Source organism: Glycocaulis sp. (assembly GCF_050485565.1).
Taxonomy (GTDB): Bacteria; Pseudomonadota; Alphaproteobacteria; order Caulobacterales; family Maricaulaceae; genus Glycocaulis.
Genome location: NZ_JBJHBQ010000003.1, coordinates 157,531 through 170,508 on the forward strand (window position 1 = coordinate 157,531; position 12,978 = coordinate 170,508).

The 12,978-nt window shown below is 62.3% G+C and carries 15 protein-coding genes; 8 read left to right on the plus strand and 7 right to left on the minus strand.

Annotated elements, in window-relative coordinates:
• Nucleotides 1–4 precede the first annotated feature (4 nt).
• From ACQ5ID_RS04595 to hflX, 4 genes are all read left to right on the plus strand, one after another.
• On the plus strand, nucleotides 5–1,402 hold the full coding sequence (locus ACQ5ID_RS04595; RefSeq protein ID WP_429911290.1) for a potassium transporter TrkG: 1,398 nt from the start codon (nucleotides 5–7) through the stop codon (nucleotides 1,400–1,402).
• 6 nt (nucleotides 1,403–1,408) lie between these two features.
• Complete coding sequence (locus tag ACQ5ID_RS04600; protein WP_429911291.1) at nucleotides 1,409–2,263, plus strand: D-amino-acid transaminase; 855 nt, start codon at nucleotides 1,409–1,411, stop codon at nucleotides 2,261–2,263.
• 105 nt (nucleotides 2,264–2,368) lie between these two features.
• Entirely contained in the window at nucleotides 2,369–2,629 is a 261-nt protein-coding gene (gene hfq, locus ACQ5ID_RS04605; RefSeq protein ID WP_127566732.1) for an RNA chaperone Hfq, read from the plus strand.
• The gene (hflX, locus tag ACQ5ID_RS04610) at nucleotides 2,626–3,954 is read left to right on the plus strand and encodes a GTPase HflX (protein WP_371394437.1); all 1,329 of its coding nucleotides are present in this window, start codon (nucleotides 2,626–2,628) and stop codon (nucleotides 3,952–3,954) included. The genes hfq and hflX overlap by 4 nt, the downstream gene beginning before the upstream one ends.
• Before the next feature lie 42 nt (nucleotides 3,955–3,996).
• On the opposite strand, the gene ACQ5ID_RS04615 is transcribed toward hflX, so the two are convergent.
• The 7 genes from ACQ5ID_RS04615 to ACQ5ID_RS04645 form a co-directional block, all read right to left on the minus strand.
• On the minus strand, nucleotides 3,997–4,542 hold the full coding sequence (locus ACQ5ID_RS04615) for a hypothetical protein (RefSeq protein ID WP_429911292.1): 546 nt from the start codon (nucleotides 4,540–4,542) through the stop codon (nucleotides 3,997–3,999).
• A 108-nt stretch (nucleotides 4,543–4,650) separates the two neighbouring features.
• Complete coding sequence (mazG, locus tag ACQ5ID_RS04620) at nucleotides 4,651–5,472, minus strand: nucleoside triphosphate pyrophosphohydrolase (protein WP_429911293.1); 822 nt, start codon at nucleotides 5,470–5,472, stop codon at nucleotides 4,651–4,653.
• A 10-nt stretch (nucleotides 5,473–5,482) separates the two neighbouring features.
• Nucleotides 5,483–5,950, minus strand: coding sequence for a DUF1203 domain-containing protein (locus tag ACQ5ID_RS04625; RefSeq protein WP_429911294.1), 468 nt, complete (start codon nucleotides 5,948–5,950; stop codon nucleotides 5,483–5,485).
• Between the two features lie 103 nt (nucleotides 5,951–6,053).
• Entirely contained in the window at nucleotides 6,054–6,461 is a 408-nt protein-coding gene (locus ACQ5ID_RS04630) for a Cu(I)-responsive transcriptional regulator (RefSeq protein WP_429911295.1), read from the minus strand.
• Nucleotides 6,462–7,205, minus strand: coding sequence for a MauE/DoxX family redox-associated membrane protein (locus ACQ5ID_RS04635; RefSeq protein ID WP_429911296.1), 744 nt, complete (start codon nucleotides 7,203–7,205; stop codon nucleotides 6,462–6,464).
• Nucleotides 7,206–7,299: 94 nt separating this feature from the next.
• A complete protein-coding gene (locus ACQ5ID_RS04640) occupies nucleotides 7,300–7,761 on the minus strand; it encodes a methyltransferase family protein (RefSeq protein ID WP_429911297.1) in 462 nt (153 codons plus the stop codon).
• Between the two features lie 154 nt (nucleotides 7,762–7,915).
• Nucleotides 7,916–8,512: a hypothetical protein gene (locus tag ACQ5ID_RS04645; RefSeq protein ID WP_429911298.1), complete on the minus strand. Its 597-nt coding sequence runs from the start codon at nucleotides 8,510–8,512 to the stop codon at nucleotides 7,916–7,918.
• A gap of 89 nt (nucleotides 8,513–8,601) precedes the next feature.
• On the opposite strand from ACQ5ID_RS04645, the gene ACQ5ID_RS04650 reads away from it, so the two are divergent.
• The 4 genes from ACQ5ID_RS04650 to ACQ5ID_RS04665 all read left to right on the plus strand — a co-directional run bounded on the left by ACQ5ID_RS04650 (nucleotide 8,602) and on the right by ACQ5ID_RS04665 (nucleotide 12,862).
• Nucleotides 8,602–9,279: a helix-turn-helix transcriptional regulator gene (locus tag ACQ5ID_RS04650; protein ID WP_429911299.1), complete on the plus strand. Its 678-nt coding sequence runs from the start codon at nucleotides 8,602–8,604 to the stop codon at nucleotides 9,277–9,279.
• Between the two features lie 224 nt (nucleotides 9,280–9,503).
• Nucleotides 9,504–9,662, plus strand: coding sequence for a hypothetical protein (locus tag ACQ5ID_RS04655; RefSeq protein ID WP_429911300.1), 159 nt, complete (start codon nucleotides 9,504–9,506; stop codon nucleotides 9,660–9,662).
• A gap of 36 nt (nucleotides 9,663–9,698) precedes the next feature.
• Entirely contained in the window at nucleotides 9,699–10,481 is a 783-nt protein-coding gene (locus ACQ5ID_RS04660) for a GntR family transcriptional regulator (protein WP_429911301.1), read from the plus strand.
• 206 nt (nucleotides 10,482–10,687) lie between these two features.
• Nucleotides 10,688–12,862 (plus strand): TonB-dependent receptor, encoded by a 2,175-nt coding sequence (locus ACQ5ID_RS04665; RefSeq protein WP_429911302.1) that lies wholly within the window; start codon nucleotides 10,688–10,690, stop codon nucleotides 12,860–12,862.
• Nucleotides 12,863–12,978 lie beyond the last annotated feature (116 nt).

The following is a 12,978-nucleotide window of genomic DNA, read 5'->3' on the forward strand; positions in this document are numbered from 1 at the left end:
TCCCATGCAGCCATCTCCCCGCACGATACGCGCCCTGGGCTGGAGCTGGCTTGTCATCGGTCTGTCTGCATTGCCTGTGACGCTCTATGCCACGGCCCTTGGCGAGGCGTCTGCCGCGCGGGGGCTGGGCACCAGCGCCCTGATCGGGGTATTCGCCGGCGGGGCGTGCCTTGCCGCCACGCTGGGCCTTGACCGCCGGGTCGGCGCGCCAGCGGCCTTGCGCCTTCTCGTGCTGGGGTGGATGACCGGCCCTCTGGTGGCCGCGCCATCATTTGCTGCCGTTTCAGATGGCTGGATAGAGGCGATTTTCGAGGCGGTGTCGGCGCTGACAACTACTGGCGCAACGCTGACCGAGCCGGACGCCATGCCGCGCAGCCTGGTGGTCTGGCGCTCCATCCTGCAATGGCTTGGCGGACTGGCGACGCTGGTGCTGGCCGTCACGGTACTGGCAGGGCTGGATGACCGGCGTGCCGGCTTGCGCCGCTCATCACTTCTCACCATCGATAGCGGTGATCTGTTCTCCAATCTGGGACGCGCGCTTGTCCGGCTGGGCGGGGTGTATACGGGCCTGACAGTGATCGGCTTTGTGTTGCTGGCTTTTGCTGGCGCCAGCGGGTTCGAAGCCTTCAACCTGGCGCTGTCGGGCATTTCCACAGGCGGCTACGTGCCGCGCGGCGGCGAGCTGACAGAATGGCTGCCAATGCCCGCCATAGCCGTGCTGGCGGCCTTGTGTGTCCTCGGTGCCGGCAATATGGCCGTGCTTTACGAGCATGTCTCGCGCGGCCGGGTGACGCGCCGGTTCGGCGATGTGCGCTCCATGCTGATCATTTCGGTGGTGTGCGGTGCCATGCTGGCCCTTGTGGCCAGCCCTGCGGCGGGGATTGCCGGATTCTTCGATGCGCTGTTCGCGGTCACCACGTCTGGCTATTCGGTCAGTCCGGCAGGCGCGGGCCTGCCCGTAATTGCCCTCTTGATGCTGGCGCTGGCCGGCGGCGCGGCCGTTTCCACCTCGGGCGGGATCAAGATGGCCCGCCTGCGCCTGCTGGTCCGGCGGGCAGGGCGCGACATCCTGCTTCTGGTCCAGCCCTCTGCCGCTGGCGGATCACGCTTTGCCGGACGCGCGGTCAACGAGGCGGCTCTGGTATCGGTCTGGGCCTATGCGCTCGCCTATCCGGTGGTTCTGGCGCTTGGCGCTCTGGCGCTTGGGCCGTTTGCGGCTGATATGGGGCTTGCCTGGTCAGTGGCGGGCGCGGCACTGACAAATGCCGGTCCGATTGCGGGGCAAGCCTATGGCGAAGTGGGCACTGGCGGCCTGATAATCGCCTCGATCCTGATGATTCTCGGCCGGATCGAGATATTGCCGCTGGCTGCGGTCCTGTTCCTTCTGTTCAGCGGAGACTGACGCATCATGGCCCGCATCGCCTATGTAAACGGCTGCTACCTGCCCATCGATGCGCCGGCCATCCAGATCGAGGACCGGGGCTTTCAGTTCTCTGACGGTGTCTACGAGGTCTGGCTGGTCCGCGATGGAAACTTCCTCGACCATGCCGGGCATCTGGCGCGCCTGAAACGCTCGCTCGGCGAGCTGCGCATTGATCTGCCGATGAGCGATGCGGCGCTGGATATCGCCTTGCGCGAGACGCTGCGCCGCAACCGGCTGGGCGATGCGCTGGTCTATCTGCAGATCACGCGAGGCGTCTCCAGGCGCGACCACGCCTTTCCGGTCAAGCCGGTGCGGCCAACCATCGTCATCACGGTCCGCCCCGCCCCGCGGGTACCGGTGGCAGCGCGCGCCGAAACGGGCATTGGCGTTATCACGACCGATGATATCCGCTGGAAACGCTGTGATATCAAAAGCATATCGCTACTTCCCAATGTGCTGGCCAAGCAGGCAGCGCGCGAAGCCGGCGCGTTTGAAGCCTGGCTGATCAATGCAGGCGGAGAGGTCACAGAAGGCAGTTCCAGCAATGCGTGGATCGTGACGGGCGAGGGGGTGCTGGTAACGCGGCCCGCAGGCGATGACATCCTCAACGGCATCACCCGCCAGCGCATTATCCGCATCGCCGCTGCGCAAGGGTTACGCCTTGAGGAGCGAGCCTTCACGCTTGAGGAGGCTTTGAGCGCGCGCGAGGCGTTCATCAGCTCGGCCAGTTCCATGGTGATGCCGGTCGTCAGCATTGACGGCAGACCCGTAGCCAACGGCGCGCCCGGCTCGCTTGCCGGGGCGCTGAGGGAATCTTATGAGGCGGGGGTGGAAGGTTGACGACCGTGTTTGGCCAACCCCATTGCAGGCGCGGCCAACGCCCGCTACCTATGGCGTTCCTTGTGTGTGATGCCCTTTGTGTGGGCGGGGAAAAGGTGGATGGCCATGTCGAACGATAAAAAACAGAATCTGCAGGACGTGTTTCTCAATACAGTCCGCAAAACCAAGACGCCGCTGACGATCTTCCTGGTGAACGGGGTGAAGCTGCAGGGCATTGTCACCTGGTTTGACAATTTCTGCGTCCTCCTGCGCCGCGATGGACAGGTCCAGCTGGTCTACAAGCATGCGATCTCGACCATCATGCCAAGCCAGCCGGTGCAGCTGTTTGACGGCGCCGAAGACGGCGCGGACGGGGATAGCGATTGACCCAAACCGCTCCGGCATCGACACGCGCGCTGGTCATCCATCCATTGCCGCCGGGCACGGATGCCAGCCGGGCCGATGCGCGCCTTGAGGAAGCCTCAGGTCTCGCCATCGCGCTGGGCCTTGAGGCCGTCGACGCCATAATCGAGCCTGTGCGCAAGCTGGAAGCGGGCACCTTCTTCGGCAAGGGCAAGCTGGAAACGCTCCATGAGCGCATTCAGGCGCTTGAGGCGCAGGCCGTCATCATCGACAGCGCATTGTCTCCGGTCCAGCAGCGCAATCTGGAAAAGCGCTGGCAGGTCAAGGTGATCGACCGGACCGGCCTGATCCTTGAAATCTTCGCCGAGCGCGCCCGTACCCGTGAGGGGACGCTGCAGGTGGAGCTCGCGCGCCTGACCTATGAGCGCTCGCGCCTGGTACGCACCTGGACCCACCTTGAGCGCCAGCGCGGCGGACGCGGCTTCCTGGCCGGCCCCGGTGAAACCCAGATCGAGACCGACCGCCGCCTGCTGGCCAGCAAGATGGCCAAGCTGCGCCGCGAGCTGGAGCAGGTAAAGCGCACGCGCGCCCTGCACCGCACGCGCAGGCAGGCCGCGCCATGGCCCTCAATCGCTCTGGTCGGCTACACGAATGCGGGCAAGTCCACCCTGTTCAACCGGCTGACCGCAGCCGGAGTGCTGGCCAAGGACATGCCGTTCGCCACGCTGGACCCGACCGTGCGCGGCGTTCGCCTGCCATCGGGACGGCGCGTACTGGTGTCGGATACTGTGGGCTTCATCACCGATCTGCCGACCGAGCTGATCGCCGCCTTCCGCGCCACGCTGGAAGAGGTGAGGGAGGCCGACATCCTCGTCCATGTGCGCGACCTGTCTGACCCCGACCATGAAGGGCGCAAGGCGGACGTGGAAAGCGTGCTGACGGCGCTCGATTGCGGCCCGGCCCATGGCCAGCCTTTGATCGAGGCGTGGAACAAGATCGACCGGCTTGACGAGGAAGCGCGCGACGATGTGGTCTGGGCGGCACGCATCGCTGCCAGCAAGTCGCGGGTATCGGTCCACCCGGTTTCCGCCGTCACGGGCGAGGGGGTGGCTGCGCTTCTGGAAGCTGTCGACGCGGCGCTTGGCCGTAATGATGAGCGTATCGTGCTGGATTTGCCGCCCGAACAGGCCGAAATCGCCGCCTGGCTGCATGAACATGGCGAGGTTGTCAGTGACCGGCGCGACGCCAAGACCGGGCAGATACGGATCGAGGCGCGGCTCGCCGGGCCGGATGCCGGCCGTTTCCGGTCGAAATTCGCTGCCGTGCTGAATGACGGGGCGGATGCGTAGCCGGCGCAGGCTGTTCGCCTGCACCGGCTCACCGTCGCGCTGCTAAGACCCTAAACTCGAAAACTCCGGGTGTGTAACTACGGCATTCAACAACGATTGAACCGCCGGATTGAATGCTGTCGCAGCATTCTGGCACGCGCTATAAGCCGAAAAACTCGATGAGAACGTATGAGTCGATGTCACTGTATATCCATCAGGATTAGCGTCGGAGGCGACGCGGAGCGTGAGGGTCCAGTGTCCCGTTCCAACGGTGTCGACGTCGACTGCTTCTACCACACCTCGCACACGCGGTGCCTCATCGTTGAGTCGACCAGTCTGGAAAAGCTCGGCCTCAAAAGCATCCCGGATGAAAGTCGCAACGTCTTTTCCCGGCGCTATGTCTAGTTGTCCCATAAGGCGGCAGGTCGGCTTGCCCACGCCGTCCGCTGCCGAGAACGCGCCCACACTCAGATTCGCATCGCTACTCGCGAGCGCACGTTGTGCCGCCAACACGTTTTGAGTGGATGGCTGATAGGGTAATGATGATGTTGATTCACAGGCTGCTAAAGCAATCGCCGAAAATACTGCAATTGAAACCAAGCGTTTCATATTCGCCCTCCCATTTGGCTGGAATCAACTATGGTTGGGTTGCGTGTAATTGCAATTCAAAACTGAGCGACATTCCCGGTTCTTAGCCTGCGTCGGTCAGCCGTCCATCTAATTTCTCTCAGCCTGCTTTACGCGGCCCCATTCGGCTTCCATCTCGTCAAGACTGGCCGACGCAACCGGATTTCCAGCGGCGTCCATACGGGTCTCCACCGCGCGGAAGCGGCGCTCGAACTTGGCGTTGGCTTCGCGCAAGGCATCTTCAGGATCAACATCAAGTTTTCGCGCCAGATTAGCGCAAACAAACAATAAATCGCCGACTTCTTCCTTGATGTTCGCGGTGTCTTTCGCGGCGATGGCCTCGCGCAGCTCGCGCGCTTCTTCTTCGAACTTGTCGAGCACGCGCTCCGCATCCGGCCAGTCAAACCCGACGCGGGCGGCGCGCTTTGTAAGCTTCAGCGCCCGCAGCAGCGCGGGCAGGGCGAGGGGGATGTCGGCGAGGGCAGAGCTGTCCGGGTTTCGCGCCGCGCGCTCTTCGGCCTTCTGCGCCTCCCAGGCGATTGTCTGGCCTTGCGCGTCGCGCGTATCACCATCACCAAACACGTGCGGATGACGCCGCTCCATCTTTTCGGCGATGGCGTCAGCGACATCATCAAAGGAGAAATGCCCGGCCTCGGATGCCATCTGGCTGTGGAAAACGACCTGAAACAGCAGATCACCCAGCTCGGATTTCAGATCTGCCATGTCACCGCGCGCGATGGCGTCGGCAACTTCGTAGGCTTCCTCGATCGTATAGGGCGCGATGGAGGCGAAATCCTGCTCCACATCCCAGGGACAGCCCGTTTGCGGGTCTCGCAGGCGCGCCATGATGGCAAGAAGGCGTTCCAGCGGCGATGGGGCTTTCCCGATTTCGGCCTGGCTGGCTTGTGGCATCCCGGCGTCCTTATTCACGTTCGATGAGCGCGGCAAAACATCCGCGTCTGGCATAATGCGCGTGGATATAGGAAACCGCCCGATTGGCAAACATGCGCGTGATGAGGCCGGGCGCTTCGCGGCCGTCCACAACATCGCCGTCCACCATCATGTGCGCCGCGTCAAACGCCCGCAGCGATAACAGGCGCGTCTGCAGGGCGGGCGGCATGATGTTCTCGTAAACTGCCGGATTGACGGCATTTTCCAGAACGAAGATGGCGTGGCTTGCCCGGTAGGGCGTATTGGCAGGCTGATGAACATGATTCACCAGCAGTGCCGTTTCGCCCGGTTCCAGATCGCGCAGCTCCACACGGTCGGGCAGTCCGGACCCGGCTTCGGCCTGAAAGCGGAACACGCCTTGAACTTCAAGTGCTTCGCCGGACTGACCGAACAGGTGTGCGAAGGGCTGAGGGTCCAGCCCCCTGACGACATAATTCATTGATACCTCCATTGCCGCGCCTGTGATGGCGATGGAGGCTTATGGAGCGGGCTTGCGGCCGGAGCAGCCCGTTTCTTGCGATGGGTGTGATTACCAGCCGTGTTCACCTGCGCTGTGAACCGGGATCATGCGCCGCAATCGCGTTGATGATCGGGCAGTCGGGCCGGTCATTGCCATCACATGCGCTGGCAAGCGTTTCCAGTGTCCCGATCATCGCGTTCATCTCCGCCACGCGGTCGCGCAGCGCCTTGATATGCCCGTCGGTCAGGCATTTGACATCGGCGCTGGAGCGTGAGCGGTCCTGCCACAGGGCGAGCAGGGACTTTACATCCGGCACGGAAAAGCCCAGCCGCCGGGCAGCGCCGATAAAGCGCAGCGTGTGGATGTCCTGCGGGGCGTAGACGCGATAGCCATTGGCCGTGCGCCCCGGCTCGAGCAGGGCAATCTCCTCGTAATAGCGGATCATCTTGCGCGAAATGCCCGACGCTTTCGCCGCTTCGCCGATATTCATCTAGATCACGCCATACATGCGCAGCGGCATCCAGATCGCCATGGCGATCATGATCAGGTTCTCGGTCAGCGAGATGAAGCCGAGCGGTACGCGGCTGTCGCCGCCCATGCAGGCGCATTTCAGCTTGCGCCGCTCGATATAGACGGCTTTGAAGACCGAAATGGCCCCTATGGTGCCGATGAAGAGCGCAACCGGGGAGGCGAGCCAGATAAGGCTGCCCGCCAGCATGAGAAGGCCCGCACCGGCCTCGGCAAACGGATAGATGCGCCCATAAGGCACCCAGCGCCGCGCCAGCAGGTCGTAATTGAGGAACATGGTGGCGAAGGCTTCGATATTGGTCAGCTTCTGCAGGCCCAGCAACACCATGGCGATGGCAATGAAGTATTCCACCGTGTGCAGGCCCACGATCGGCATGTTCGATTGCCAGGCGACGGCGAGGGCCAGCAGGGCGGCCACCGAGAACAGGGCGATGACCGGCGTGTAGCTGGTACCTTTGTCGGTAGAGAGGCCAAAATGCTCGCGCAGCGCCTCATACCCGCCAATGCGTTTTCCATCGATGAAGGTCTGCGGAGTCGTTTTCACGCCATGCTCGGCCTTGAATGCGTCAGTTTCCTCGCGGCTGGTGAGCAGGTGGTCCTCAACCTCGTAGCCCTTGCTGCGCAGGAGGTGGCGGCTCTTCAGCCCGTAGGGGCAGGTATGGTCCGGCATATCCATGCGGTAGAGGGTAGCGGTCTTGCCAGTCATCACGGTGTCCTTTCCATCGGCATTCATGGGTGCGGCTGGCGCACACCCTGAACCTTACCATCATGGGAAGGTCAATGCGAAAGGCGAGGCAGGTTCAGATCCAGCGGCGTACGCGGGCGCGGTAGGCGGTGAACGCATCACCGAAAAGAGCCTGCAGGGCGCGTTCTTCGGGCTGTATCTGGAACCGGTCGATATAGGCGACGAAGAGGGCGGCGCCCACGAGCCCGCCTGGATGGCCCAGGATGATCGTCCAGCCGAGCAGCATGACCACCATGCCCAGATACATCGGGTTGCGGGTGTAGTTGTAGATGCCGGTGACGACGAGCGCGGTCGCGGCACCGGGATCAATCGGGCTTACCGTGGTGCGGGCCTTGCTGAAGGCGAGAATACCGGAGGCTGCTATCGCAACGCCCAGCGCGGCCACCAGCAGGCCGAGCGCGGCCTGACCTGTAACGCTGATGGTTAGGTCCGGTGTCAGCTCCGCTATCGCCCACCCTGCTGCGCCGGATGCCAGAACCACGAGAGGCGGTGGAATGCGGTTGTCTAGAAATGCCATGGGCAGGCAGCCTCCCGTCATGTTTCTGCAGACCTGTCAGTTTGCTGCAGAGGAGGAACCCTCGCAATATGGTGCGTACGCTGTTCGCCTGTTATTTCGAGCGTTACTGGCATCTGTTCTTAATGAGCGTGGTGCGCCGCGTTGTGAAATGCGGTCAGTTCACGGTGCCGAAATTCATGCTGACCGGCTCGATCATAGCCAGGAAAGCCTCGCAATCGGCCTGACCTGCCCAGCTGGCGCAGATACGCTCGGCTGCTGCGGGCGTTTCAGCAAAAGCAAGGTCGGCCCATGTGCCGTCATTCAGGCTTACCAGCCGCTGGCCCCGCCAGCCGGGCTGGCGCGAGAGGTGATTGGCGATCATGGCCGTATGGGCAGTGCGCAGGGCATCCTGCGTCACGCCTTCGCGCAGGCGGAATAATCCGATCTCCACGCCATCGCCCGGCTGCATCAGGGCCAGCCCGCCAGCGGGCAGAGCGTAATGATTCATGGTGCCCATCTGCTTGATGCTGGCGCGGAACGGGGCGTAAGCCTCACTCTGGCCTACGGTTTTCGCAGCATGATCAGCCGAATCCGTGCTGGTCCACGCCACCAGGTCGGCGCGTTCAGAGCCGTCATGCACGCCAGACAGCGCCAGCCAGCCGGCGAAACCGGGCAGGCCGCAAGCCAGGGCGCGGGCGCCTTCACGCCGGGCATCGGCCTCATCGGCCTGTGTGACGGTGTAGGTTACAATTTCAAGGCATGGTCTGGACATGGCACTCTGGCTCCCTTGTTGTGCTCAGGAGGGTGCTTTAGGGACCACTCCTGACAGTTTCTGTCAGGAGTGTGCCGGAGAATGGTGCCGTGAAATCGCTTCGCCTGTTCGCTGTATTGGACGAGTTGCGGGCCGCCCGCCGCCCTGTGGCTGCACATACCATGGCCGAAAGGCTGGGGGTTTCAGAACGCACCATCTATCGCGATATCGCCAGCCTTCAGGCCATGGGCGCGCCGGTGCGCGGCGAAGCGGGGCTGGGCTATCAGCTGGAGCCCGGCTATTTCCTTCCACCCCTCCAGTTCAGTCCGGATGAAATGGAGGCGGTGATGCTGGCCCTGCGCCTGTTATCGGCGCGCAACGAGGCTGCGCTCAGCGCCGCGGCCGCCCGCGCCCGCGGCAAGATTGCCGCCGTGCTGGGCGGGGAGGGCTCCCAACGTTTCCACAATCTGCCTTTGCTTGCGGTGTCACGCAGCCATGACACGGACCGCTCCGCCGAGCAGTGGGAGGGACTCTTGCGCCAGGCCATACGCGAACGGCGCGTGGTGGATCTGAGCTATAACAGCCTGTCAGAGCATCAAAGCGAAAGGCGGGTCTGGCCGCTGGGCCTGACCGTGTTTGACGAAGCCTGGCTACTGACCGCGTGGTGTGAACAGGCCGGGGCGTTCCGCAATTTCCGCCTCGACCGCATGCGCGCCGCCACCCTGACAGACACACGTTTCCAGCCCGCCGCCGGCCAGCGCTTCGCGGACTATCTGGCCAGCCTTTAGGGCATGGAGCACTTGATACTGGACGCTGGCCGCAAGATTTGTGCTTGCCCAAGCACGAGAGGCCGACATGACAGCCCCACCGGATTACGCAACATGCTTCCGGTGGGCTGATACGAGAACGAGAAGAATATCCCGGCCAGGAGAGGTAGTGCGCCTTACGCGCCAGCTTTGAGAGTTCCTGCTCCGAAACCATCAGCCGGTCGCAAAGGAGGAACTCTCACAATATGATGCGTACGCTGTTCGCCTGTTATTTCGAGCGTTACTGGCAACTGTTCTTGGTGAGTGTGGTGCGCGGCCTGACGGATCACAGGGTCAAGAAATTGATCACATTGGGTACAAGCCTGGTGCGCCGAAAGCCTGATAGTGTGTGCAAGAGGCGCTAGCTTGCACGGGGATTCTTGAAAGGGTGCATCCAGACGATGGACTTCACACCGGGCATGGTCGACGCGCGGCTGCCGACGCCACTTTATCATCAGGTCTACCTGATACTGCGTGACCAGATACGCCGTGGCGTTCTGGCATCCGGTGACGTCGTGCCGGGTGAACAGGAGCTGGCGCGCCTGATGAATGTGTCGCGCATAACGGTGAAGCGCGCACTGAACGAGCTGGCGTCCGACGGGCTGGTGAGCCGCCATCGCGGGCGAGGGACCGTTGTTTCCGCTCCGGGGTTCTCGCCCATGGTCAAGGGCTCGTTCGATAATCTTATCGAGTCCCTGCGGTTGATGGGGCTGGAAACCCAGATCGAGCTTGTCGAGCACAGTTCAGCCAGTGCCGGCGAAGCCTTGGCCGAGGCTCTGGGCCTGCCAGCCGGCGCGCCAGTGAAGCGGATCGTCCGGCTTCGCAAATTGCAGGACGAACCCTTTTCCCACCTCACCACCCACCTCCCGGAGGCCATCGCACGGAAGATTCCGGCCGAAGCATTCGGAACCGAACCCATGCTTGTGCTGCTGCAAAAGGCCGGGGTGGAGGTGTGTGAGGCGGAACAGTGGATAACGGCGACAAGCGCACCTGTAGCCGTTGCGTCCTTGCTGGACGTGCCCGCAGGCTCTCCGCTGTTGTGCATTGAGCGGATCATGCGCGACGGTGAGGGCCGGGCTGTTCAACAGATCACGGCGTATTACCGCTCTGACCGGTTCCAGTACCATCTTAAATCCCGAAGAAAGCGCGCCTCGTCCGATGCCGCCTGGAAACAGGATGGCTAAGGCCAGGGTTTGATGCAGCTGTATGGTTTTGCGTACAATATACCAATTCCCGCTCCCCAGTGCCGGGGGGAGTGCCGCGCCCTTTGTGCAACAGGCAGGCGGCGTTTTTCAGGGCTTATCGGAATGATAGCGTTGACAGAGCGTGCGGGCTTGGTGCAGCGTTACGTGGTATTATAAGCCATACAAGTTGGCAGAAGGGGAATTCCATGCGCACGACCGCACTCACGACTACCGCTTTCATCGCTCTGGCGATGGCGGCACCGGCAATTGCACAGGATCAGGGTGAGCAGATTGCCCGGTCCGGCCCGCAGCTGGAAGTAATCACCATTACCGCCCGCAAGACCGAGGAGAACCTGCAGGAGGTTCCGATCGCGGTTTCGGCGTATACGGCGGCAGAGATTCAGCGCCGGGGCATCCGCAACGCGCAGGATCTCAGTTCGATCACGCCGGGCCTTAATGTGGAGCAGGATCAGGGGCGGCGCTTTGACCGTCCGGTGATCCGCGGCCAGTCAAACGTTCTTGGCGTTCCCAATGCCGCGTCGTTCGTTGACGGCGTGTACATCCCCGACAGCCTGTTTGCCACCGAGCTTGCCTTTGTCGACCAGATTGAAGTGATCAAGGGGCCGCAATCGGCGCTCTATGGCCGTCAGACCTTCTCCGGTGCCATCAGCTACACGACGCGCGAGCCGTCTGACGTCTTTGAAGGCCAGCTGCGCGTAACCGCTGCCGAGCATGACGAGTACAATTTCCTTGGCAGCATTAGCGGCCCGATTGTCGATGGTGTGCTGAGCGGTCAACTCGCGCTCAACTACTACACCTATGGCGGTGAGTATCGGAACAACGCCGTGGGCGATCCGAGCTTTGGCCGTACGATCGGCCAGGAAGAGACGCGCGGCATTTCGGGTGGTCTGCGCTTTACGCCAAACGACAATCTCAGCTTCACCCTGCGGGCCACCTACGCGGAGAATGATGACGGCCACGAGGTCATGGTGCTTCAGCGTGCGTCCAACAATAACTGCTTCCTGACCACGGCCAGCCGCTATTATTGCGGCGCAATCAATGTCGGCCCGGAAGATATCACGCTCAATCTTGATGCGGTCGGTGGCGGCGGTGTCTCGCGCGAAACCACCCGCATCAGCCTGATTTCGGAGTATGATTTCGAGAACGGGTTCACGCTGACCTCGATCAGCGGGTACAATAATTCCTACGAGTCCCGCAAAGCCGATCTCGACTTCCTGCCGATTGCCGCGCTGGGCGGTTCGCTGCATGTCGATGACCGGATCGATATCGAGAGCTTCTCGCAGGAAATCCGCATCGCCTCGCCCGTTGACCAGCGCTTCAGCTGGCTTGCAGGTCTCTACTACTACAATGGCGATACCTGGAACGGGCGTTACCGTTTCGCGACGGATGCGCTGCAGGATAATGGCGTGGTGGGCGTGACCAACTATGCCGCCTTCGCCCTTGCCCGGTTTGACTTCACCGACCGGCTGACGGGTACGGCGGAAGTGCGTATCGCCGAGGAAGAGCTGACGCTTCAGGGCAGCGCCGCGAACTTTGACCTCAGCGCTACCTATCGCAGCACCAATCCGCGCTTCACGCTGGCCTACCAGGCTACTGATTTCACGATGCTCTACGCATCGGCGGCTCGCGGCAACAAGCCTGGTGGCTTTAACGCCGATGTGCGCCTGGCACCCGATCAACTGTCCTATGGTGAGGAAAGCGCCTGGAACTATGAGATCGGTATCAAGAGCGATCTGTTTGACCAGCGTGTCCGCCTCAATGCGGCAGCGTTTTACATTGACTGGACCAACCAGCAGCTGACCCAGAGCACGGTTGTGGCGGTTGGCGGTACAGCTCCGTTCATCCGCAATGTCGGTGAGCTGGAAGTGCGCGGCTTCGAGCTGGAAGGCGAGTTCCAGGTGACGGATAACTGGCGCCTGCGTGGCACGTATTCCTACGCGGAATCGGAGTACACGGATGCGTTCGATCCTGACCACAACACGCTGACGGGCAATGGTGACATTACCGGCAACACGGCGCCGAACGCACCGCGTACCCAGTTCTCGGTCGGCACGCATGTCTGGTGGCCGATGTTCAACGACTCGCGCGGCTTCTTCGATGCGACCTACGCCTATCGTGGCCGCAAGTTCGCTCAGGTCAGCAATCTGGCATGGGTCGATCCGCGTGACGTTGCCAACGCCCAGCTGGGCTGGGAGCTTAACCAGCACCGCGTGATCCTGTTCGGACGCAATCTGTTCGACAATATCGATCCGCTGGGTGTGACCCGCTATGTCGACTTCGGCGATTCAAACCGCCGGGGCTTCCTCGGCACGCTGCCGCGTGGACGTCAGTTCGGCATCACTTACGAGATGTCGTTCTGATAGGTTAGCATCGAGATACGTCTCGCGTTCGCATTGAGGGCGCTTCCGGCCGGCAGCCGGGAGCGCCCGAATGCTCCCGGCACCCGTCTGTTGTTGCGTAGCCCCGTAAGGAAGAG

Bases quoted from the DNA above. Each gene is read 5' to 3' on its own strand.
- ACQ5ID_RS04595 (WP_429911290.1), top strand. From the start codon at position 5: ATGCAGCCATCTCCCCGCACGATACGCGCCCTGGGCTGGAGCTGGCTT.
- ACQ5ID_RS04600 (WP_429911291.1), top strand. From the start codon at position 1,409: ATGGCCCGCATCGCCTATGTAAACGGCTGCTACCTGCCCATCGATGCG.
- hfq (WP_127566732.1), top strand. From the start codon at position 2,369: ATGTCGAACGATAAAAAACAGAATCTGCAGGACGTGTTTCTCAATACA.
- ACQ5ID_RS04615 (WP_429911292.1), bottom strand. From the start codon at position 4,542: ATGAAACGCTTGGTTTCAATTGCAGTATTTTCGGCGATTGCTTTAGCA.
- mazG (WP_429911293.1), bottom strand. From the start codon at position 5,472: ATGCCACAAGCCAGCCAGGCCGAAATCGGGAAAGCCCCATCGCCGCTG.
- ACQ5ID_RS04625 (WP_429911294.1), bottom strand. From the start codon at position 5,950: ATGAATTATGTCGTCAGGGGGCTGGACCCTCAGCCCTTCGCACACCTG.
- ACQ5ID_RS04630 (WP_429911295.1), bottom strand. From the start codon at position 6,461: ATGAATATCGGCGAAGCGGCGAAAGCGTCGGGCATTTCGCGCAAGATG.
- ACQ5ID_RS04635 (WP_429911296.1), bottom strand. From the start codon at position 7,205: ATGACTGGCAAGACCGCTACCCTCTACCGCATGGATATGCCGGACCAT.
- ACQ5ID_RS04640 (WP_429911297.1), bottom strand. From the start codon at position 7,761: ATGGCATTTCTAGACAACCGCATTCCACCGCCTCTCGTGGTTCTGGCA.
- ACQ5ID_RS04645 (WP_429911298.1), bottom strand. From the start codon at position 8,512: ATGTCCAGACCATGCCTTGAAATTGTAACCTACACCGTCACACAGGCC.
- ACQ5ID_RS04655 (WP_429911300.1), top strand. From the start codon at position 9,504: ATGATGCGTACGCTGTTCGCCTGTTATTTCGAGCGTTACTGGCAACTG.
- ACQ5ID_RS04660 (WP_429911301.1), top strand. From the start codon at position 9,699: ATGGACTTCACACCGGGCATGGTCGACGCGCGGCTGCCGACGCCACTT.
- ACQ5ID_RS04665 (WP_429911302.1), top strand. From the start codon at position 10,688: ATGCGCACGACCGCACTCACGACTACCGCTTTCATCGCTCTGGCGATG.